This is a genomic window from Amycolatopsis sp. WAC 01375, from assembly GCF_003947325.1.
Lineage (GTDB): Bacteria > Actinomycetota > Actinomycetes > Mycobacteriales > Pseudonocardiaceae > Amycolatopsis.
This window is the reverse complement of sequence record NZ_QHHW01000024.1, coordinates 323,461-343,802: the sequence shown is the minus strand read 5'-3', so window position 1 is coordinate 343,802 and position 20,342 is coordinate 323,461. Positions and strand designations below refer to the sequence as shown.

Genomic DNA, 20,342 nt, shown 5'->3' with positions numbered 1-20,342 from the left:
GTGGCCGGGGAATCGGTGTGAGCCGGGCCACGGGCGGCCGTCAGGATGTTTTTACATCGTTGATACAACGTTGTAAAGCGTCGAAGGCCTCGAATCGGTCCTGGGTGGAAGAGCTGTCCTGTGTGTCAGGGAAGGCAGGTTTCCCGCAGCCACTCGGCGAGCTTCCGGTAGTCGGCGCTGGTCAAGCCGCGCCGGGGATCGACCCGATGCAGGAGGGCCGGTCCGGGATGGTTGCCGGACACCCAGTCGCGATCGATGTCGGAAAGCTCGTCGTCGATCCACGCGAACGGACGGTCCTGGGCGTGGTCCAGTAGAGGGCGGGTCTTCCAGTGCAGGCCGATGCGGGCGTCGAACTCGTCGGTGTCGGACGGCTCCGGCCAGTCCACCACTGGCAGGCGGGGGAGGCCGAGTCTGGGGGCGAGGGAGTCGTTGGCGTCCTGAAGCCAGGTCGTGGCCCAGATCAGCTCGCCGGGAAGAGCTTTCAGGCGCAAGCCATGCGACGGGTCGAGCCTGCCGAGAAGCGGGTTCTCGTCATCCTGCGGCGACGGTCCGAACAAGGGGTAGCTCGAAGGCTCCAGCCCGAAGGGGATGAGCGGGCCGTCGACGTCGAGGTAGATCAGAGGACCTGGGGCCACGACGGCACACGTTATCGGTGTTCGTCGTCGCGGTGCGTTGACACAATAATTGACCGATAGGTAACTTACTGGCGAGTCAGATCGGAGGGAGGCATCGATGCCGACCGAGGAGCGTTCCTGGTGGGGCTGGGGCACCACCGCCGGCGCACTGTCCAGGGAAGAGTCCGACGCACTGGTCGCCCGCACCTCGGGTGTGCTGCCCGCTCACGACTTCACCGACCACGCCCCGCCGGACCCCGCGGCGCTCGACGTCCCGGCATCGCGGATCCGTCCACCCGCGGCGCTCGCCGCGTTGTGCAGCGACCTTCCCGCCGATCGGCTGTCCCACGCCAGGGGCAAGGCGTTCCGCGATGTCGTCCGCAACCTGCTCGGACGGCTCGGCCACGTGCCGGACCTGGTCGCCCGCCCTCGCACGGAACAGGACGTCGTCGACCTCCTCGACTGGTGCACGACCTCAAGCACCCCGCTGATTCCTTACGGTGGCGGCAGTTCCGTGGTCGGCGGGGTCGAACCGAGGTTCGACGGGCCGGCGATCTCGATGGATCTCGCGGGCCTGGGTGACGTACTCGAAGTGGACACGGTCAGCCGCGCGGCCCGGATCCAGGCCGGGATCTTCGGACCGGCGCTGGAAGACCGCCTTCGCCCGCTGGGGCTGACCCTGCGGCATTTCCCGCAGTCGTTCGCCCATTCGACGCTCGGCGGCTGGCTCGCCACCCGTGCGGGCGGGCATTACGCCACCCTTGCCACGCATATCGACGATCTCACCGAATCGCTGCGTGTCGTCACACCCGCTGGGATCAGCGAATCCCGGCGCCTGCCGGGATCGGGCGCCGGCCCCTCGCCGGACCGGATGTTCCTCGGCTCCGAGGGAACGCTCGGTGTGATCACCGAAGCCTGGATGCGCCTGCAGGACCGGCCGGTCTGGCAAGTGACCGCGTCCGTCGCCTTCGAACGGCAGGAAGACGCGGTCGCCGCCACCCGCGCGGTCGCGCAGTCCGGGCTGTACCCGTCGAACTGCCGTCTGCTCGACCCGGCGGAGGCGTTCATCAACGCGGGCGCGAGTGTGGGGGGTGGCCTCCTGCTGATCGGGTTCGAATCCGCCGATCATCCGGTCGACCCCTGGCTCGACCGCGCGCTCGAAGTGACCGCGGGCCACGATGGAATCGTGAAAACCAGGCGCGGCAAGGATTCCTCCGGCCAGGACAGTGCGTCGACGTGGCGATCGTCGTTCCTGCGCATGCCCTATCAACGCGACGCACTGGCCCGCCGCTCGCTGATCGTGGAGACGTTCGAAACCGCGTGCACGTGGGACGGCTTCCCGGAATTCCACGACGCGATCACTTCGGCAGCCCGTGCCGCGATCGACGAGGTGTGCGGCGGTGCCGGTGTCATCACCTGCCGCTTCACCCATGTCTACCCCGACGGTCCCGCGCCCTACTACGGGATCTACGCGGCCGGGCGCTGGGGGAGCACGGTCGAGCAGTGGGACGAGATCAAGGCAGCCGTCTCCGAGGCGATCGCGGCCCATGGCGGCACGATCACCCACCACCACGCCGTCGGCCGCGACCACCGGCCCTGGTACGACCGGCAGCGTCCCGACCCGTTCGCCGCCGCGCTCGACGCCGCCAAGTCCGCCCTCGACCCGGCGGGAATCCTCAATCCCGGGGTGCTGCTCCGCTGACCGGCGAGCGGACGAACGAGGTCAGCAGCGTGGTGAACCGCATGGCAGCCAAGGACAACGTCCGCCCCGCCATGGTCTGCACCTGGGCTTCGCGCTTGCGGAACACGGCGTTGTCGAGCAGGACATAGGCCACTCCTTCGGTGGCGGCGTCCTCCTCGATGTCACCCAGCCCGCCCACGAGCGTGATTCCGCCGCCGCGGCGGACGAACTCGTACTTCGGGCTCAGTTCGTTGCACACCAGCACCGGATGAGCTGTGAGGTTCTCGATCCTGGCGGCGATGTCGAACAGGTCGCGCAGGCTCTGCCCCGGCGTCGGCAGTGCGAGCGGGTGTACGCACAGTTCGGCGAGCCCCACGGAGTCGCGGCTGGTGAGCGGGTGATCGAGCGGGACGATCGCGTACACCGGGACGACGACCGCGCTTTCGACACGCACACCGTGCTGAGGTCCCGTCGCGAACGTGACGGCGACGTCGGCCGCGCCCTCCAGAACCCGCCGCGTCGCCTCCTCCCTGGTCACGACGTCGATGTGGAACGTGACGTCGTGGTCGCGCCGGAAAGTCGCGATCGCCCGCGGGACGACACGGCGGGCGAATCCCTCGGAGCAGGCGACCGTGAGGGACCGGGCGTGCAGGCCGCGGCCGGTGCGGAGTTCGTCGACGAGAACGGCCGATTCGGCCTCGCTGCGGCGGACGTGGTCGAGCAGCCGGTTCCCGGCCTCGGTCGGCACCATGCCACGCGGATGCCGGACGAACAGCGGTACCCCGATGCCTGCTTCGAGTTTGGCGATCTGACGGCTGATCGCCGAGGGCGCCACCGTCAGTTCCGTCGCCGCCTCGGACACCGAACCGGTGCGGGCGACTTCGAGGAAGTACGTCAACGCGATCGGCAGCAGTCGCATCAGGTCTCCGCAGGTTTGCCTCAATGAGAACGCGGAGCACAGTAAACGGCAATGGTCAGGGTACACAAACCGACTTACGCTCCTCAGCGATACTCGACGAGCGAATCGGGAGATACCGTGGCGATCCCTGCAGGACTGGTCTCGAAAGCCCGGGAGCACGTCGACTCGGGTGCGTTCTTCGCCGAGCTCGCCGACCTTGTCCGGTATCCGACTGTGAGCGATCATCCGAGCGGCCGCGTTGCCATCAAGGCATATCTGGACGAGGTGCTGACCCCGGCGCTGACCGCGCTCGGCTGTTCCGTGGCGACCCGGCCCAATCCCGACCCGGCCGGCGGCCCGTTCCTGATCGGAACCCGTATCGAGTCGCCGGAGCTGCCGACACTCCTGTGCTACGGCCACGCCGACGTCGTCGACGGGCACGAGGGCCGGTGGAGCGAAGGCCGGGACCCGTGGACGCTGACCGCCGACGGCGAGCGCTGGTACGGCCGCGGCTCGGCGGACAACAAGGGACAGCATCTGATCAATCTGACCGCGCTCAGGCTGCTCCTCGCCGAGACGGGTTCGCTCGGGTTCAACCTCAAGTTCCTGTTCGAGACCGGGGAGGAGATCGGTTCGCCCGGTCTCGACGAGTTCGTCGCGGCGAACCGGGAGGCGCTGAGCGCCGACGTCCTCGTCGCGTCCGACGGTCCGCGCCTGGACGCGGCGACACCGACGTTGTTCCTCGGCGCGAGGGGCAGTGTCCGCATCGCCCTCGACGTGGATCTCCGTCCCGACGCCTACCACTCGGGGAACTGGGGCGGTGTCCTGCGCAATCCCGCCACCACCCTCGCCGGGGCGATCGCCTGTCTCGTCGACGGGCACGGCCGCGTCCAGGTGCCGGAACTCCTGCCGCCAGGACTCCCGGACAGTGTCCGCGCGGCGCTCACCGCGCTCCAGATCGGGAACACGCCAGGGGATCCGGCGCTGGACGAGGGCTGGGGTGACACCGGGCTGACCGCGGCCGAGCGGCTGTACGGCTGGAACACCCTCGAAGTCCTCTCGCTGGGCGCGGCCGACATCGAGCGGCCGGTCAACGCCATCCCCGGCCGCGCCCGCGCGATGCTGCAACTGCGCTACGTCGCGGGCACCGACGTCGACCGCGTGGGCGAGGCGATCACGAAACACCTTGCCGCGCATGGATTTTCGATGGTCGACGTGACCGCCGAAGGCAGCTTCCTCGCCAGCCGCACCCCCGTGGACGACCCGTGGGTCGGCTGGGCGAAGGGCGTCCTCGACGAGGTTTCCGATCGTCGGGTGGCGATCCTGCCGAGTTTCGGAGGGGGACTGCCGAACCACGTTTTCACCGACCTGCTCGGCCTTCCGACGCTGTGGCTGCCGCACTCCTATCCCGGTTGCCTGCAGCACGCGCCCGACGAACACCTACTCGCGCCGATCGCGCGAGAGGGGCTCGTCCTCGCCACGGCGCTGTTCCACGCGCTCGGGCGGCGAGGCGAGGAAGCATGATGAGCGACCAGACGATGGCCAAGCCGCGCACGCCGTCGTCCACGCGACGCGCGATCGCCGCCGCGACCATCGGCAACGCGCTCGAATGGTTCGACCTCGCCGTGTACGCGCTCATGGCGGCCTACATCGGCAAGACCTTCTTTCCCGGCGGGAACGCTGCCGTCCAGCTCGTCCAGGCGTACGCGGTCTTCGGCATCACATTCCTCGTACGCCCGCTCGGCGGTCTAGTGCTCGGCGCCTACGCCGACCGGTTCGGCCGCAAGAAGGCGCTGGTGCTGACCATCTGGCTGATGGTCGCCGGGACGTTCCTGCTCGCGGTGATGCCGGGATACGCGACGATCGGTTTCCTCGCCCCGGTCGGCGTGATCGTCGCCCGGCTGATCCAGGGCTTCGCCGCGGGCGGGGAATTCGGGGCGGCCACGTCGTTCCTGATCGAACAGGACGATCGCCGCAAGGGATTCCTCGGCAGTTTCCAGTTCGCCAGCCAGGGTTTCGCGACGCTGTTGTCCGCCGGGTTCGCCGCCGGGCTGACCGCCGCACTGAGCGCCGACGCGATGACGTCGTGGGGCTGGCGGATCCCTTTCATCTTCGGACTGCTCGTCGGCCCGGTCGGCTACTACATCCGGCGTCACGTCGACGAACCCGCGGCCGAGCAGGCGGATAAGCCGAAGTCACCGCCCGTGCGGACACTGTTCCGCTTCCATTGGGGCGGCCTGCTGATCGCCGGCGGAACGCTGGTCGTCTCGACCTCGCTGAACTTCATCCTGCAGTCGCTGCCGACGTTCGCGATCAAAAACCTTGGTATGGACGACTCGCTGTCGTTCGTCGCTCTGATGATCACCGCCGCCATCCTGACCGTCGTGACGCCGATCATGGGCCTGCTCACCGACCGGCACGGCCGTATCAAGATCATGATCGCGGCCGCGGTGGTGATCGGGGCCGGTGTCGTGCCGTTGTATCTGTGGGTCACGACCTCGCCGTCGTTCCTGACCCTCACGATCACGATGACGATCCTGGGGCTGTTGAAGGCAACCTACTTCGGCGCGCTTCCCTCGGTGATGGCGGACGTCTTCCCCACGCACATCAGGGCGACGGGCCTTTCGTTCGCCTACAACGCGACCGTCGGGATCTTCGGCGGTTTCACGCCGACCATCGCGACCGCGATGATCGCGGCCACGGGGTCGCCGGTTTCGCCTGGGTACTACCTTCTGGCGACCGCGTCGCTGAGCATCGTCGCGCTGGTCGCGGCGAACCGGCGCCACGGGATTCGCTGAATTCGAGGGAAAGACGGGCGCTGACACGACAAGATGTGGTCAGCCGGTCATGCGTTCGCCGAGTCGGCGCGCCAGGTCGGCCAAAGCGTCGCCGGGGATGTCCGAATGGCCGCGTGCGGGATCGAACACCGCGACCTGCTGCTGGTTCGTAGGGAACGCCAGGCGGCAGGGGCACGAGGTGCCAGTGGACGCGCCGGTTGGCCAGGTACTCATCGACGGTGAAGTCGCCGACAGTGTGCTCGCGGTGCTCGACCGGGGCAGGTCCGGTGGGCGAGATCAAGATAGGCATCGGCTTGCCACGGAGAACGGGTGGTCATGCCGTCCATATTTACGTGATCTCGCCTTGCGGTGATTTCGGAATCGGGGCACGCCGAGGGGCCCGTCGCCGGTGGTGGCGGGCTTCTCGGGTTCAGCGGCGGAGTGTTTGTAGCGGGTCCAGGTATTGGGGTGGGATGAATTCGGGGCGTCCGTCGGTGGCCATCCGTACTGCCCAGCCGGATTGTCCGTGGATGACCATGTGGTGGTAGCGGCAGAGCAGGCAGAGGTTGGTGAGGTCGGTGTCGCCGAGTTCGCTCCACGGCAAGAGGTGGTGGGCTTCGCAGTGTTTGGGTTTGCGGTGGCAGCCGGGGAAGGCGCATCCGTGGTCGCGGATGTTCAGTGCTCGTCGTTGGCCGGGGGTGACGGTGCGGGCGGCGCGGCCGATGTCGAGGGGTTCACTCTCGGTCCCGAGAACCGCGGGGATGATTTTGGCGTCGCAGGCCAGCATCCGGGCGTGGCGTGCGGTGATCTGGGAGACCTCGTCGACACAGGCGGCCCCTAGTCCGGAGGTCAGGGTCTCCAGGGGGATGGTGACGACGATGGTGGTGCGGTCGCCGGACAGGGTGGGGGCTTTGTCGTTGGTCATGGCGTAGTGGATGGCGTCGAAGAGTGCGTCGCCGTGGCGTTCGCCGGGGGTGCGGGGGTCGCGGTTGCCGTCGTGGTCGGTGGGTCTTCGTTGCCCCCAGGTGTCGAAGAGGGCTTGAGCGCGGGCGCCGAATTCGGGGTCGAGGAGGCCGTTGAGTCGCCACCAGCCGTCGTCGCGTTTCCGCAGATGGACCTCGCGTGAGGGTGGTTTCAGGTCTTCGTCTTTCGGCTCGTTCCCGTCGGGATCCAGGCGCGCCAAGAGTTCCGCGCCACCGTTGATGATCTCCTGGGGGCCGGCGTGGCGGGCCAGGTTCACCAGGATCTGTTCCGCGCCGGACCGGTCCTCTTCTGATGCCTCGGCGGGGGTTTTTTTCAGTACCGCCAGGAGTGGGTCGAGGTGCTGGTGCCCGAGTTCCCCTTCGGCCGCAGCGGCTCCGGCGATGGGGGCGAAAGCAGGGGCGGGGGTGCCGTCCAGGTTTCGGCTTTCGTTCACCGCCAACGCGCGCGCCACGGTATCGCGGGCTTCTTTGGGGCTGATGCGGGCGGTTTCGGCGAACCAGCCCGCGGTCGAACCATGCCCGAAGAGTTCCATCGGACCGCGGGACTCGATCTCCGTCAGGAACTGCCCGACCTCAGCCAATGCCTGTCGTGCCACCGACAACCGCTCGACCACGCCGTGCGCGAGCTCGCGCGCACCGGCACGCCACAACTCCTGTGGCGGTTCGAGGATTCGCTGGCTGGACACCCGGCCATAATACCACCGAATCGAACAGGCATTCGAGTCGAAAGGCGTTTTCCCGAAAGTGTATTGAGCCTTTTTCATCTTGGTTAGGTGAGGTTGTGTCCGAGGTGAGGATGGCTTTGCCTAGTGCGGTGACGCGGTGGGTGCTGGTGAGTACACGCCAGTGTTTGAGGGTGGCGAACCCGCGTTCGCCTCGGCCGTGTACCGCTGCCAGTGCTTTGCTGGCGTCTTTGCAGGTGGGTCCGAGTTGGTGTTTGGGCTGGTGAGAGGTTCGGTGGTTTTGTGCGGGGCGATCACTCCGTATGCGATGTTGTCGTAGTCGCTGTCGGCCAGTAGTCGGAGCCCGGCCTGGTTGGCCAGGTCGCAGATGTCCTGGCGGCGGGCGGTGGTGGTGTCGTTGGTCGCGCCGGGTAGTCCGTCGGAGATCCACAGCAGCCGGCTGTAGGGGTTGGTGAGGGCTTGCAGGTTGATGCCGTGGTGGCGGTGTTTGCCGGAGTAGTAGGGCTTGTTCGCGGCGCCGCGGTCGGTGCGGATGACGGTGCCGTCGAGGATGGCGTAGTTGTTGTGGCTCCAGGCGAGCTGCCACAACGCGGCGGTCAGGGACGGGGCGCGCTGGGCGAGCAGGTTGATGACTTCGTGCAGGTAGCGGCACACCGTGGCCACGCCGATGCGGAATCCGGCAGCCAGGCGGGCGTAGGTGTCGCCGTTGCGCAAGTGGGCCGGCACGAGCAGGGCCTGACGCTGGCAGGACAGTCGGCGCTAGCCCGACCCGATCGCGCGCCGGTGTTCCCGGATGATCCGGGCCAACTCGGCCGATGTCTGGCTGGACAACGTGATCGCCGACGGGTAAGACAACACAGCGAAGCTCCTGGCAGTGCATGGTTCTTGGTCGTTCCACGCATCTACCAGGAGCTTCGCCATACCCAGCACACCAACACGCCCTCACCAACCCAAACCAGGTTGGAAAGGCTCATTGAAGACAGTTCACCTTTATTGATGCGCTAATGACACTTGCGGGTGATAGGGGCGCAACGACCCCGCGGCGTATGAGGCTGACCTGCGCTCGATCCTTCGAGTTTCGTTAGCCTCTGGTCGTGCGTTCGCCGTACCGCCGTGCGCGTGGCGAGACTGACCTGCGGCGATTTCACAGTTCCCGCAGTAGATAACGCTGCAGCTTTCCGCTCGCATTACGCGGCAAGGCTTCGATGAAGCGCACGCGCCGTGGGTACTTGTACGGCGCCGCGGTCGCTTTCGCGTGGTTTTGCAGTGCCCGCGCCAGGTCCGTGCCCGGGTCGGCGCCGGGACGCGGGACGACGAACGCCGTGACGACCGAACCGCGGTCGGGGTCCGGCGTGCCGATGACGGCGCATTCGTCCACGTCCGGATGGGTGAGCAGGACTTCCTCGACCTCGGGCGCGGCGATGTTGTAACCGGACGAGATGATCATGTCGTCGCTGCGGGCGACGAACCGGAAGTAGCCGTCGGCGTCGCGGACGTAGGTGTCGCCGGTGATGTTCCAGCCGCCGCGCACGTAGTCCTGCTGGCGCGGGTCCTCGAGATAGCGGCAGCCGGTGGGGCCTCGCACCGCCAGGAACCCGGGAGTGCCGTCGGGAACGGGTGAGCCGTCGATGTCGAGAACGGCCGCTTCGTAGCCGGGTACTACCTTCCCGGTCGCGCCGGGACGTGCGGTGTCGTCGGCGGCGGAGATGAACACGTGCAGCATCTCGGTGCTGCCGAGGCCGTCGATGAGCGGCCGTCCGACGATCTCCCGATACCGCTCGGCCACGGGAGCGGGAAGCGATTCGCCGGCGGAGACGGCCCGGCGCACTCCGGTCAGGAGTCGTCCTTCGCCGGCGTTCAGAATCGCGCGATACGCGGTCGGGGCGGTGAAGAGGACCGTGACGCCCTTGTCGGCGACGATGGCGGCGAGTTCCGCCGGAGTGGCGCGTTCGACCAGAAGCGTGGCCGCGCCCGCACGCAAGGGAAAGACCAGGAGGCCGCCGAGGCCGAAGGTGAACGCCAGCGGTGGCGTGCCGCAGAAGAGATCGCCGGACGTCGGGCGCACGATGTGCCGGGAGAACGTGTCGGTGATCGCGAGCAGGTCGCGATGGAAGTGCATCGTCGCCTTCGGGGATCCCGTCGTGCCCGAGGTGAAAGCCAACAGGGCGACGTCGTCGGCCGCGGTCGGGACGTCGGCGAACGTGGGCGGATGTCGCTCCGCACGGGCGGCCAGATCCGTTCCGTACGACACGACGGGCAGATCGGCCGGGAGTTCGTCCAGCAGGCGTTCGTCGCAAACGGCGAGTGCGGGCTTCGCGCGGCCGACGATCTTGTCGAGTTCGGCACGCCGCAGCATCGGCATCGTCGTGACGGCCACCGCGCCCGCCTTGAGCACGGCCAACCAGGCCACCGCGAGCCACGGGGTGTTGGTGCCCCGCAACAGCACCCGGTCTCCGGGAACCACCCCGAAATCGGTGACCAGGACGTGGGCGACGCGGTTGGCGCGGGCCAGGACTTCGCCGTATGTCCACGTTTCGGCGAGGGAAAGCAGGCAGGGCCTGTCCGGACCGAAGCGCGCCACGGTGTCGTCGAGCAGTGCGGTCGCGGCGTTCAGCCTGTCGGGATACCGCAGTTCCGGCAGGTCGAACACGAACTCCGGCCACTGCCCGGCGGGCGGCAGCCGGTCACGGCAGAACGGGTCGACGTGCGCGCTGGGAGAAAGCCTCATTGTCGCCGCTCCTCGGTCCGGCCCCCTCCCGCGAAGGTAGCACTTGTTACGACCGTCGAGAAGACGCGATGAAGCTCAGGGGACGAGGTCGGCCACGGCTCGATGCAAAGTGGCGCGCACGGTCTCGGCGTCATCGAGGTTGCCGCCGTGAAGCGCGCCGTCGCGGAGAAGGACGAGAGTGCGAGCGGCGTGGTCCGGGTCGGCGTGGCTCGCGTCGCGAGCCAGGTCGCGAAGGACGCCGAAGAACCAGTCCCGGTGGTCGTCGATGACCTGGCGGACCTGGTGTTCGGGATCGGGGTATTCGGCCGCGGCGTTGAGGAACGGGCAACCGCGGAAGTCGTCGTCGAGCGTCCGGTCGCCGATGATGCCCAGCGCGGCGAGCAGCGCTTCGCGGGCGGATCTTTCGCTGGTCACCGCGTCGACGCCCGCGCGGATCCGCTCGCTCGTGGTGCTCAGGTAGGCGGCGACGAGGTCGTCCTTGGTGGGGTAGTGGCGGTAGAACGTCGCCCTGGTCACGGCCGCCTCGGAGACCAGGCGCTCCACGCCGACGGCATGGATGCCCTCGGCGTAGAAGAGCCGTGACGCTGTCTCGAGCAGCCGGATCTTCGGATGTACGTCCCGGTCGACAGTCGGCATCCTCCAACCCTAGAGAAAGAACGGTCATTCCACCAGGTCGCCTTCGTCACGTTGCGGAAGCTCGTCCGGGCAAGCATTGTTCAGGAAGAAAGACCGATCGTTCTCCCTGACTTGAAGGAGCCACCATGACCAACCAGAAGCCTGCCATCGTCCTGGTCCACGGTGCTTTCGCCGACTCGTCCAGCTGGAACGGCGTCGTCCCGAAGCTGCGTGAGCAGGGCTATCGGGTGCTGGCCGCGTCGAACCCGCTGCGCGGCATCGAGTCCGACGCGGACTACGTCGCGGACGTCGTCAACGGCGTGGACGGCCCCGTGGTGCTGGCCGGGCATTCCTACGGCGGCGTGGTGATCAGCCGCGTGGCCACCACCGCGCCGAACGTCAAGGCGCTCGTCTACATCGCCGCCTTCCAGCCGGAGGCGGGGGAGAGCGTGTTCGAGCTGTCCGGCCGGTTCGAAGGCGGCAAGCTCGGCCCGGACACCACGAACGTCCTGGCTTCCCAGGGCGAGCTGTCGATCAAGCCCGAGAACTTCTCGGACGTGTTCGCGGCCGACGTTCCCGCGGAGACCGCCGACGTCATGGCGGTCACCCAGCGTCCGGTCACCGAGCGCGCGCTCGCCACGCCGTTCGACGGCGAGCCTGCCTGGAAGAACCTGCCGTCGTGGGCGCTGATCGCCGAGCAGGACCACGCGATCCCCGCCGCCGCGCAGGCGTTCATGTCCGAGCGCGCCGGCTCGGAGGTCACCAGGACCGACGCTTCGCACGCCGTCTCGGTCTCGCGGCCGGACGTCGTCGCGGAGGTCATCCTCGCGGCGGCAGCCAAGGTCGCCTGACCTCGGTCGCTTGACAGCGGAAACCTCCCCGGAGAGACTGCTAAAGCGTTTTTGCAGTCTCTCCGGGGAGAACCACGTGAAGGTCTTGGTGCTCGATTCGAGTCCGCGTCGTGAGGGCAATTCCTGGGCCCTCGCCCAGGCTCTGGCCAAAGGGGCGGAGGAAGCGGGACACGCGGTCGGCTTCGTCCGCCTTTCCGATTTCGTCGAGTCGCCGCTGGGGGACTGTCGCGACTGCCGGCTGAGCGACCGGTCCTGCGGCATCGCGGACGGCTACGAGCGACTGCTGTTCGACCACGTGCTCCCGGCGGACGCGATCGTCTACGCGACACCACTGCATTGGTACGGCATGACCGGTCGGCTGAAGTCCTTCTTCGACCGGCTTTTCTGCTACACCTCCGGCAGTTCGCCGCATACCGCAGAAGTCGTGCCCGGGCTGATGCACAAACGCGCCGCCGTGCTGATCTCCTGCGAGGAGAGCTACCGCGGCGCGACACTCGGGCTCGAAGCCCAGTTCCAGGAACTCGCCCGGTACCTGCGGCAGGACCTCGCCGGGATCGTGGTCGGGGTCGGCAACAGCCGGGGCGAGGTGGAGTGCGATCCCGCCCGGCCGCTGGAGGCCGCGGCGGACCTCGGACGTAGGCTGGGCGACGCCAACGTCACCGACTATCGGCTGGACACCGACCGGCCGAACCGCGTTTGGGGACCGCCCGTGGAGGCCTGAGTGTCGCCGACCATCCGTGACGTCGCCGCGGCCGCGGGGGTCTCGATCACCACCGTCTCGCATGTGCTGAGCGGGCAGGGCCGGATCTCCGAAGAGACCCGGCAGCGCGTCGCGCGGGCGGCGGCCGAACTCGGCTACCAGGCCAGTGTGCACGCACAGCAGCTGGTCACCCGGCGCAGCCGCACCTTGGCGATCCAGCTCGCGAACTCGGTCGACGCCGGCAGCGCGTGCGCGCTCGTGCCCAACTCGGACTACTTCCTCGAAGTCCTCAACGGGGCGGCCGAAGTGGCGTCGAAACGGTCGTACGCCTTGCTCCTGACGCCGAGGGAAGCCGACCTCGACCGGCTGAACGCCTTCGCCGTCGACGGCGCGATCCTGGTGGATCCCCGTGGGGACGAGCCGTTCTTCGCGACCGGCTGGTGCCGTGACCGGCCGCTGGTGACCGTCGGACGCCCGATGGCGGCGCCGTGCCCGGTGCCGGTCGTCGTCGACAACGACCTGGTCGCGGCCGCGCGGCTGATGCTGGATCACTTGGCGGACAACGGTTACAAGCGTCCGGCGATGATCACCACCGACACCCGCCGCTCCTACGCGGCGGACCTGGTCGCGGGATACCGGGGCTGGATGGAGGCCCGGGGCCTGGAGCCGATGGTGGCCGAGATCGACGAACCGCCGACCACCGAAGGCACGGCGGAGGCGCTGGGCAGGCTGCTCGACCGGCGGGTGTGCCCCGACGCCGTGTTCACGACGTCGGAGAACCTCGCCCTCGGCGTCCTCCACGAGGCCCGTCGCCGCAGGCTCGCGGTGCCCGGCGCGCTCGGGATCTGCAGTGCGGTCGACAGCGGATCGCTCCGGCTCACCTCACCGCAGGTGACCGGCATGTTCGTGTATCCCCGCGAGGCGGGCGGCAGCGCGGCCACGGCGTTGATGGACCTCATCGAGGGGAAGGCGTCCGACGGCGAGCCGCGCCGGATCGAAGTCCCCGTGCGTTTGAACGCGCGGGAATCCACCGCTCCTCGGCGCGGGGGGTCGTGAGTGGCAATGAGGGTTAGAACCCGAATCGTCACTCACGACCCCCCGCGCAAAGTTCGGCCCAAATCAGGCACCGCTGTCTCGAAGGTGTCCTTTATGGACGGTCGAGACCGGCACGGTGCCGACGCCTTGTCCGCTTGAAGTACCTGAAGGACGCCAACCCCCACCGCTAAGAACTCCGGCACTCCGCGACCGGCGTGTCCCCGCCGTCTTCGCCGGTGGTCGCGATGAAGCCGAAGGTGGTCGTCCCGCCGGCGGGGAGGACCGCGTTCCAGTCGGCTTCGGACACCCGCACGCGATCGCCGTCCTGTGCCAGGGAACCGTTCCACAGATTGGCGATGCGGGTGCCGGGCGGCAGGGTCCAGCTGACCTCCCAGCCGGTGAGCCGGGTGTCCTGGGAGTTCCGCACGGACACGCGGATCTCCGAGCCGCCGGGCCAGCGATTGGCCACCTCGTACCGCGCTTCGCACACCGGTTTCGCGGCGGGAGTGGTCGCGATCGGTGCCGCCTGCGGAGCCTCGGGCGCGTCGCCGTCGAACAGGAGGACGCCTGCCAGCACACCGCTCGCCACGACCACACCGCCCGCGATGGCGAACGGCAGGCGTGAACGACGAGTGGGCGCGGGAAGCCGTTTGGTGCCGGACAGGATCGCCGGACGGCCGTCGGCGACGGCGGCGAGCATCCGCTCGGCTTCGGCCATGTCCGGCCGTTCCAGTGGATCGCGCCGGAGCATCCGCAGCAGGACGTCCGTGAGCGGGCCGGTGGACCGCGGCGCGGTGATCTCGCCGCGGGCGACTCGTTTGAGGAGGGCGATCTGGTTGCCGTCGGTGCCGAACGGCGGCGCGCCTTCCAGCGCGGTGTACAGCGTGGAGCCGAGGGAGAACACGTCCGACGGATAGCCGGGCTCCTCGCCGTCAGCGACCTCGGGGGAGAGGAACGCGGGTGTGCCGACGACGAGACCGTCGCCGGTCATCGTCCCTTCGCCCGTGGCGTGGGACAGGCCGAAGTCGGCGATCTTCGCTTGCCCGTCCTCGGTGATCAGGATGTTGTTGGGGGTGACGTCCCGGTGCAGGATGCCGTCCTCGTGCGCGGCGGCCAGCGCCGAGGCGATCTGCGCGCCGAGTTCCGCCACCCGGCCCGCTGGGAGCGGGCCGTCGTCCGCGAGGAGTTCCGTCAGCGGCCGCGACGACAGGAACTCCATGATCAGATAAGGGGTTCCGTCCTGTTCGACGACGTCGTAGACGGTGACGGCGTGCGGATGCTTGAGCCGCGCGGCGACCCGGGCCTCCCGCATCGCGCGCACGATCGACCGGAACGGCGCGTCACCCGGCGAGTTGTCCGGCAGCAGCTGTTTGACCGCGACCGTGCGGTCGAGCCGCTCGTCCCGCGCCTGCCACACCACGCCCATCGCGCCCCGGCCGACCTTGTGCTCCAGCCGGTAACGACCGGCGATGATGGCGTTCCGGTTCACGGGGCAACTGTATCCGTTAAGAAAGCTTGGCCTCCTCGACCGGCGAACCGGCCGTCGCGAGCCAGGCCTCGGCGAGCAGGCGGTGGCCGAGCGGGCTGGGGTGGACGCCGTCCGGGGCCAGTGTCGCCGCCCCGTGTTCGGCCGCCGCGCGCGGCATGAACAGATCCGCGCGGATCAGCCGCGCGCCGAATTCGGTGGCCACTTCCAGCGCGACTTCGATCCGAGGTGCCAGATCGGCCACCCAGTCATGTTGCTCCGGCTCCACCGGTAGCAGGAACGGCGTGATCACGTACAACTCGGCAGGCAGGTGCTGCCGAGCGTCGGCCAGCAGCCGGGTGTAGGCGGCGCGGAACTTGTCGATCGGGCTCGGCAGGCCGCGGTCGAAGGTCCGCCAGGTGTCGTTGATGCCGATCTTCACCGTCAGCACCGTCGGACGCGCCGCGAGGACGTCGGTGGTCCAGCGGGCTTCGAGGTCGTAGATCCGGTTGCCGTTGATGCCCCGGTTGATCACTTCCGGCCCGTCACCGAGGAGATCCGCGATCTGCCGGACATAACCCTTGCCCAGCGACGCCGGATCGGTGCGATCGCGGCTGGAGTCGGTGATGGAGTCGCCGGCGAAGAGCAACCTGTCGGCTTCGGTGAACCTCACGCGGCCGCCTCGATCAGCTTCCGCAGCGAGTCGGCCTCACCGGGGATCAGGTCCGGATCGTTGTCCGGGACGAATTCCAGCAGCGCGTCGAGCTGCCGCCCGGTCTTCGCGAGCAGGCCGAACGCCCTCGTCCACAGGTCCGCCCGGAAGGTCAGCGGATGCCGCTCGTTGCTGGGCCACCACGAGAAGACGTGCACCGCGCGCACGTGGTCGAGCACCAGTTCCAGTCCCGCCAGCGCCTGGTCGTCCGGCAGGTCCTGCGGCGGTTGCCAGTAGGTGCCGAGATTGTCGCGGCCGACCTCTTCGAGCAGCCGGACGGTCGATTCCGCGGTGTCGGTCAGTGTCCCGCCGTGGAATTCCAGCGCGACCTCCAGACCGTGGTCGTTCGCGACGTCGGCGGCCTCGCGGAGACCGGTGACGACCTGCGCGCGTTCGTCGGGGTCGACGTCCTCGGAGCCCGCTTTGCCGGCCCACACGCGGATCCGCGAGGCGCCGAGCCGGACCGCGGTGGCGGCGATCTCGCCGAACTTCCCGGCTTCGGCCGGGGTGGCGCGGAAGTAGGAACCGTAGGAGTCGCAGGTCAGCCCGTGCCGTGCCATGGCTTCGAACGCGCGCTCGGCCGCCCAGTCGTCGTCAGGGCGCACGTGGACGTCGGCGCCCCACTCGATCACCCGCAGCCCCGCTTTCTCGGCACGGCGCGCGACCTCGTCGGCGTCCAGCCGCCGCAGCGTCACCGAACACAGTCCCGGGCGGATCATTTTCCCTCCAACGGTTGAGTGCTTTCGCGCAGCACGACCTCACCGGTGATCGGCTTGACACGAGGACCGGCCGCGCGGTCGTCGAGGATGAAATCGAGCGCCTGTTCGCCCATACGCTCGATCGGCACCCGCACAGTCGACAGCGAAGGCCTTATGTCGCGCAAGGTAATAATGTCGTCGAAGCCGGCGATCGCGATCTGCGCGGGGACCAGCAGCCCGCGGTCGCGGCAGGCGGCCATCGCACCGACGGCCATCACGTCGTTGACCGCGAAAACACAGCCGCGGAAGCCGTTCTCGATCGCACGCACCATCGCCGCGTAGCCGCCGTCGCGGGTGAATTCCGCGCGCAGCACGTGGTTCTCGGGCAGGGGGACGCCGTGCCGGGCGAGTCCGTCACGGAAGCCGAGTACGCGATCCCGCGACGTCAGCAGGCCGGGCGGCCCGGCGAGCACGAGGAAGTCCCGATGCCCGAGCGCGGCGAGGTTGTCCGCCAGATCCGCCGCCCCGGCCCGGTTCTCCAGCATGACGGTGTCGAACGGCAGTTTCCGCTGGCCGATCACGACGACTTGACCGTCGGCGGCCTCGAACGCCTTGAGTTCCTTGGTCAGATTCCGTTGCAGGGCACTGTCTTCGTTACGCGACCCGGCCAGGATGACCGCTCGCGCCCGTTGCCCGCGCAACGTGGTGACGTACTCGAGTTCCTTCTCCGGATGGTTTTCCGTGCTCGCGATGGTGACGGTCAGCCCGTGCCGCGCCGCCACGCGCATCACCCCGGACGCGATCGAGGAGAAGTACGGGTCGACGATGTCGTGCACCAGCAGCCCGACGACGTTGCCGCGGCCGCGGGCCATCGCCTGCGCGGGCACATTCGCCGTGTACTGCAACCGTTCCGCGGCCCGCAGTACCGATTCGCGCAGCGTTCCGCTGACCTGTCTGGTGCCGCCGTTGAGCGCCCTCGACGCCGTCGCGAGCGACACGCCCGCCTCACGGGCGACATCGGCCAGGGTAGCCGAACCCGCGGCGCGCTGCGGCATGGTTCCTCCTCGATCGTGCGGTGGGCTCACGCCGGCGTGGGCTGACGCCGGCGTGAGCCCGGTTCGCTACGGAGCGCCGGGGCCGACGTCCGCGGTGGTGAGCGGCCGGTTGGCGATGGCGGCCGTCGAGTACTCGTCGGCACCGACGTCACGCAAACTGCCGCGAGCCTGCCCGTCGATGTCCAGCGTGACCGGCGCGGTCGACAGGGTCGCCGCGTCGATCGCGGGGCTGCCCGCGGCGAGCCGCGAGACACCGTCGCTGCCCTGCACGAGCTTCGGGTCGACCCGGCGGAAGGTGCCGGCCGGGATGTTGCCGTTCCCGCCCGAGCCCCACAGGATGTTGCCCGACCACGTGAAGTTGCCCGTGGTGCTCATCGCGACCAGGTCACCGTTGCTGCCGACGAAGAGATTGTCCGAAATCGTGCAGTCGCGCGGTTCGATCGTCCGTTTGGTCTCGCCGGCGAGTGTGCCGCTGTTGTTCAGCAGCGTGTTGTGCGCGATGAGCACGCGGTCCGCCGCGTCGTTGCCGCGCCGTGATTCCTTTGACTCACCAGGGAAGTGGTCGCGGACGCTGCCGCTGCCGACGACCAGCGCGCTGCCGGACACTCCGGCGACGTAGTTGTTGAGGATCTTGTGGTCGTTGCCGTAGATCCGGATGCCTTCCTTGCCGCCGAGGATGAAGTTGGATTCGACGAGGGTCTTGTTTCCGTGGCGGAGCACGATGCCGCCCTTGCTGTTCCGGATGGTGTTGTTGCGGATGAAGTTGCCCGACGACTTGACCGAGATCGCCTCCGGGTCGCCGTTCGCGCGTTCGAACAGGTTGAACTCGATCTTGGCGCCGGCGGTGGTGAGCGCGCGGGGGCTGACGCCGAGCCGGATCGGCTCGCCGCCGTTGTCACCGGGGAAGGTGTGGTCGGAGAAGTAGTTCCGGAAGACTTCGACGTCCGCCGCCATCTTGTCCTCGTCCGCACCCTCGATGCAGAGCATGACGCCGAGTGTCGTCTTGTGGTGGAAGTGGTTGCGGTCGATCTTGCTGTTGTCGGCGCGGACCATCACCCAGTGCAGGTCGGGGAGGTCGGCGAACTGGAGATCGTTGCGGGTCAGCCGGATCCGCGAGCAGTTCGCCGGGATCTCCAGCGTGGTGCTCTGGCGGAACTTGAACCCGCTGATCGTGACGCCGGTGGAGTCGTCGAAGACGAAGCTCTGCTCACCGTTGAGCGTCACCCCGCCGCGGGACTGGGCGACGATGGTGATCGGCTGGTCCTTCGTGCCGCGCCTGCCCTTGATGCTGATCGGCTTGCCCGTGGGCACGGTGTACGTGCCGTTGTTCACGGTGATGACGGCACCGGGGCCTGCCTTGTTGATCGCGTTCTGCAGTTCGGTCAGCGAACTGACGTTCAGCGCGCACAGCCCCTGCGGTTTGGCCGACGCCGTGCCCGCGGTGACCCAGGGGACGGTGATCAGCGCGGCGCCGAGGGTGGCGCCGCTGAGGAACCTTCTGCGATCCATGATGCCTCCGTGCTCAATCGGTGGGGAGGGTTTCGGCGGCGGGGCTTTGTTCGCTGAGGAACAGTTCGATCACCGGGACCGGGGTGTCCGGTTTCCGGATGGGGAGCTTGAGGGTGAGCGTGCCTTCCGGCTGCCCGCCCATCTGGGTGTTCTGCGCGGTCTGCCCGGGCTCCGTGTGCACCTGCCGGATTTCCGAGGCGTCGTCGAGCAGCTGGGCGTAGCGCACGCGCCCGGCGAGCCCTGGCAGGTGCACGTGGTTCATCGGCCAGCTGAAGAGATGCAGGTACAGCCGGTCTCCGCGCTGGGTGTAGCGGCCGTCCGCGGGGGCGGTGAACCCGGCGGGACCGCAGCCGCGGATGGCGCGTTCGTGCCGGTCCATCCAGCGGCCGAGTTCGGCGAGCACCTCGAGCGCCCGCGGGTCGATCTCGCCCCGGCCGTTCGGCCCGACGTTGAGCAGCAGGTTGCCGTCCTTGGACACGCCGTCGACCAGCATCCGGATCAGCAGTTCCGGGCTCTTGTAGTCGAGGTTGTCGCGGTCGTAACCCCAGCTGCCGTTCAGCGTCTGGCACGCCTCCCACACCACGGGGACGCCGTCGCGGGTCATCGGGCCGGACGGCTGGTACTGCTCCGGGGTGATGAAGTCGCCGGGGATCCCGGCGCGGTCGTTGACCAGGATGCCAGGCTGGAGTTCGCGGACCAGCGCGAGCAGGCCGGGGGAGTCCCAGTCGTCCGGTCCCTTGCCGCCCCACCATTCCTTGCGGCCCTGGTACGAGAAGTCGAAGAACAGGTAGTCGATCGTGCCGAAGCGGGTGAGCAGCTCACGGACCTGACCGTGCAGGTAGAGCTGGTACTCGGCGATGTCCGCGTACTGGTGGGCCGCGATGTACTCGGCGTCGTCACGGCGGGGATGGGTGCCGTCGACGGGGAAAGCGGGGTGATGCCAGTCGATCAGCGAGTGGTAGAAGCCGACCTTCAAGCCTTCTTCGCGGCAGGCATCGACGAACGGGCCGAGCAGATCCTTGCCGTAGGGCGTGTTCGTCACCTTGAAGTCGGTGAGATCGCTGTCCCACAGGCAGAAACCGTCGTGGTGCTTGGTGGTCAGTACGACGTAGGTCATGCCCGCGGCCTTCGCGGCCCGTGCCCAGGACCGCGGGTCGTACTTGTCCGGCTCGAAATGGTCGAAGTAGACCCGGTACTGCTCGTCGGTCAGCTTTTCGCGGTTCTGCACCCATTCGTGCCGGGCGGCCAGCGAATACAGTCCCCAGTGGACGAACATCCCGAACCGGTCGTGGGTGAACCAGGCGGTGGAACTCACTTCAGGATCGCTCCTTGATTGTC

General features: G+C 68.4%; 19 protein-coding genes. 6 read left to right on the top strand and 13 right to left on the bottom strand.

All coding sequences use genetic code 11. From position 1 onward, the window contains the following. Positions 1-125 precede the first annotated feature (125 nt). A complete protein-coding gene (locus DL991_RS13645; protein WP_125784573.1) occupies positions 126-635 on the bottom strand; it encodes an HAD domain-containing protein in 510 nt (169 codons plus the stop codon). Between the two features lie 97 nt (positions 636-732). On the opposite strand from DL991_RS13645, the gene DL991_RS13640 reads away from it, so the two are divergent. Continuing rightward, complete coding sequence (locus DL991_RS13640) at positions 733-2,316, top strand: FAD-binding oxidoreductase (RefSeq protein ID WP_125784571.1); 1,584 nt, start codon at positions 733-735, stop codon at positions 2,314-2,316. Here DL991_RS13640 and DL991_RS13635 read toward each other — a convergent pair. Continuing rightward, complete coding sequence (locus DL991_RS13635) at positions 2,291-3,214, bottom strand: LysR family transcriptional regulator (RefSeq protein ID WP_125784569.1); 924 nt, start codon at positions 3,212-3,214, stop codon at positions 2,291-2,293. The genes DL991_RS13640 and DL991_RS13635 overlap by 26 nt on opposite strands. Before the next feature lie 117 nt (positions 3,215-3,331). Here DL991_RS13635 and DL991_RS13630 point away from each other — a divergent pair, with 117 nt between their 5' ends. Together DL991_RS13630 and DL991_RS13625 are read left to right on the top strand one after the other, a co-directional pair. After that, positions 3,332-4,717, top strand: coding sequence for a M20 family metallopeptidase (locus DL991_RS13630; protein ID WP_199746655.1), 1,386 nt, complete (start codon positions 3,332-3,334; stop codon positions 4,715-4,717). After that, positions 4,717-5,991, top strand: coding sequence for an MFS transporter (locus DL991_RS13625; RefSeq protein WP_233598828.1), 1,275 nt, complete (start codon positions 4,717-4,719; stop codon positions 5,989-5,991). Before DL991_RS13630 ends, DL991_RS13625 begins: the two co-directional genes overlap by 1 nt. 39 nt (positions 5,992-6,030) lie before the next feature. Here DL991_RS13625 and DL991_RS42625 read toward each other — a convergent pair whose 3' ends face one another. The 5 genes from DL991_RS42625 to DL991_RS13605 all read right to left on the bottom strand — a co-directional run bounded on the left by DL991_RS42625 (position 6,031) and on the right by DL991_RS13605 (position 11,000). Then, positions 6,031-6,204 carry a hypothetical protein gene (locus DL991_RS42625; RefSeq protein WP_158634425.1) on the bottom strand — a complete coding sequence of 58 codons (174 nt, stop codon included), beginning with the start codon at positions 6,202-6,204 and terminating at the stop codon, positions 6,031-6,033. 196 nt (positions 6,205-6,400) lie between these two features. Continuing rightward, the gene (locus DL991_RS13620; protein ID WP_125784565.1) at positions 6,401-7,639 is read right to left on the bottom strand and encodes an HNH endonuclease signature motif containing protein; all 1,239 of its coding nucleotides are present in this window, start codon (positions 7,637-7,639) and stop codon (positions 6,401-6,403) included. Between the two features lie 120 nt (positions 7,640-7,759). After that, positions 7,760-8,389: a transposase family protein gene (locus DL991_RS13615; protein ID WP_125784563.1), complete on the bottom strand. Its 630-nt coding sequence runs from the start codon at positions 8,387-8,389 to the stop codon at positions 7,760-7,762. Positions 8,390-8,780: 391 nt separating this feature from the next. Beyond that, positions 8,781-10,364 carry an AMP-binding protein gene (locus DL991_RS13610; protein ID WP_125784561.1) on the bottom strand — a complete coding sequence of 528 codons (1,584 nt, stop codon included), beginning with the start codon at positions 10,362-10,364 and terminating at the stop codon, positions 8,781-8,783. Positions 10,365-10,439: 75 nt separating this feature from the next. After that, the gene (locus tag DL991_RS13605; RefSeq protein WP_125784559.1) at positions 10,440-11,000 is read right to left on the bottom strand and encodes a TetR/AcrR family transcriptional regulator; all 561 of its coding nucleotides are present in this window, start codon (positions 10,998-11,000) and stop codon (positions 10,440-10,442) included. Positions 11,001-11,125: 125 nt separating this feature from the next. Here DL991_RS13605 and DL991_RS13600 point away from each other — a divergent pair, with 125 nt between their 5' ends. The 3 genes from DL991_RS13600 to DL991_RS13590 all read left to right on the top strand — a co-directional run bounded on the left by DL991_RS13600 (position 11,126) and on the right by DL991_RS13590 (position 13,586). After that, a complete protein-coding gene (locus DL991_RS13600; protein WP_125784557.1) occupies positions 11,126-11,830 on the top strand; it encodes an alpha/beta fold hydrolase in 705 nt (234 codons plus the stop codon). 76 nt (positions 11,831-11,906) lie between these two features. Beyond that, the gene (locus DL991_RS13595) at positions 11,907-12,551 is read left to right on the top strand and encodes a flavodoxin family protein (protein ID WP_125784555.1); all 645 of its coding nucleotides are present in this window, start codon (positions 11,907-11,909) and stop codon (positions 12,549-12,551) included. Further along, complete coding sequence (locus DL991_RS13590; protein WP_125784553.1) at positions 12,552-13,586, top strand: LacI family DNA-binding transcriptional regulator; 1,035 nt, start codon at positions 12,552-12,554, stop codon at positions 13,584-13,586. 166 nt (positions 13,587-13,752) lie between these two features. Here DL991_RS13590 and DL991_RS13585 read toward each other — a convergent pair whose 3' ends face one another. The 6 genes from DL991_RS13585 to DL991_RS13560 form a co-directional block, all read right to left on the bottom strand. Beyond that, positions 13,753-15,054 (bottom strand): protein kinase, encoded by a 1,302-nt coding sequence (locus tag DL991_RS13585; RefSeq protein ID WP_125784551.1) that lies wholly within the window; start codon positions 15,052-15,054, stop codon positions 13,753-13,755. A 16-nt stretch (positions 15,055-15,070) separates the two neighbouring features. Continuing rightward, positions 15,071-15,703: an SGNH/GDSL hydrolase family protein gene (locus DL991_RS13580; protein ID WP_125784549.1), complete on the bottom strand. Its 633-nt coding sequence runs from the start codon at positions 15,701-15,703 to the stop codon at positions 15,071-15,073. Then, complete coding sequence (locus tag DL991_RS13575; protein WP_199746656.1) at positions 15,700-16,461, bottom strand: sugar phosphate isomerase/epimerase; 762 nt, start codon at positions 16,459-16,461, stop codon at positions 15,700-15,702. Before DL991_RS13575 ends, DL991_RS13580 begins: the two co-directional genes overlap by 4 nt. Next, a complete protein-coding gene (locus DL991_RS13570) occupies positions 16,458-17,495 on the bottom strand; it encodes a LacI family DNA-binding transcriptional regulator (RefSeq protein ID WP_125784547.1) in 1,038 nt (345 codons plus the stop codon). The genes DL991_RS13575 and DL991_RS13570 overlap by 4 nt, the downstream gene beginning before the upstream one ends. A 66-nt stretch (positions 17,496-17,561) precedes the next feature. After that, complete coding sequence (locus DL991_RS13565; RefSeq protein ID WP_125784545.1) at positions 17,562-19,004, bottom strand: polysaccharide lyase 6 family protein; 1,443 nt, start codon at positions 19,002-19,004, stop codon at positions 17,562-17,564. A gap of 13 nt (positions 19,005-19,017) precedes the next feature. Next, the gene (locus tag DL991_RS13560; RefSeq protein WP_125784543.1) at positions 19,018-20,319 is read right to left on the bottom strand and encodes an alpha-L-fucosidase; all 1,302 of its coding nucleotides are present in this window, start codon (positions 20,317-20,319) and stop codon (positions 19,018-19,020) included. Positions 20,320-20,342: the final 23 nt, after the last annotated feature.

Bases quoted from the DNA above. Each gene is read 5' to 3' on its own strand.
- DL991_RS13640 (WP_125784571.1), top strand. From the start codon at position 733: ATGCCGACCGAGGAGCGTTCCTGGTGGGGCTGGGGCACCACCGCCGGC.
- DL991_RS13635 (WP_125784569.1), bottom strand. From the start codon at position 3,214: ATGCGACTGCTGCCGATCGCGTTGACGTACTTCCTCGAAGTCGCCCGC.
- DL991_RS13625 (WP_233598828.1), top strand. From the start codon at position 4,717: ATGAGCGACCAGACGATGGCCAAGCCGCGCACGCCGTCGTCCACGCGA.
- DL991_RS42625 (WP_158634425.1), bottom strand. From the start codon at position 6,204: ATGAGTACCTGGCCAACCGGCGCGTCCACTGGCACCTCGTGCCCCTGC.
- DL991_RS13610 (WP_125784561.1), bottom strand. From the start codon at position 10,364: ATGAGGCTTTCTCCCAGCGCGCACGTCGACCCGTTCTGCCGTGACCGG.
- DL991_RS13605 (WP_125784559.1), bottom strand. From the start codon at position 11,000: ATGCCGACTGTCGACCGGGACGTACATCCGAAGATCCGGCTGCTCGAG.
- DL991_RS13600 (WP_125784557.1), top strand. From the start codon at position 11,126: ATGACCAACCAGAAGCCTGCCATCGTCCTGGTCCACGGTGCTTTCGCC.
- DL991_RS13575 (WP_199746656.1), bottom strand. From the start codon at position 16,461: ATGATCCGCCCGGGACTGTGTTCGGTGACGCTGCGGCGGCTGGACGCC.
- DL991_RS13570 (WP_125784547.1), bottom strand. From the start codon at position 17,495: ATGCCGCAGCGCGCCGCGGGTTCGGCTACCCTGGCCGATGTCGCCCGT.
- DL991_RS13565 (WP_125784545.1), bottom strand. From the start codon at position 19,004: ATGGATCGCAGAAGGTTCCTCAGCGGCGCCACCCTCGGCGCCGCGCTG.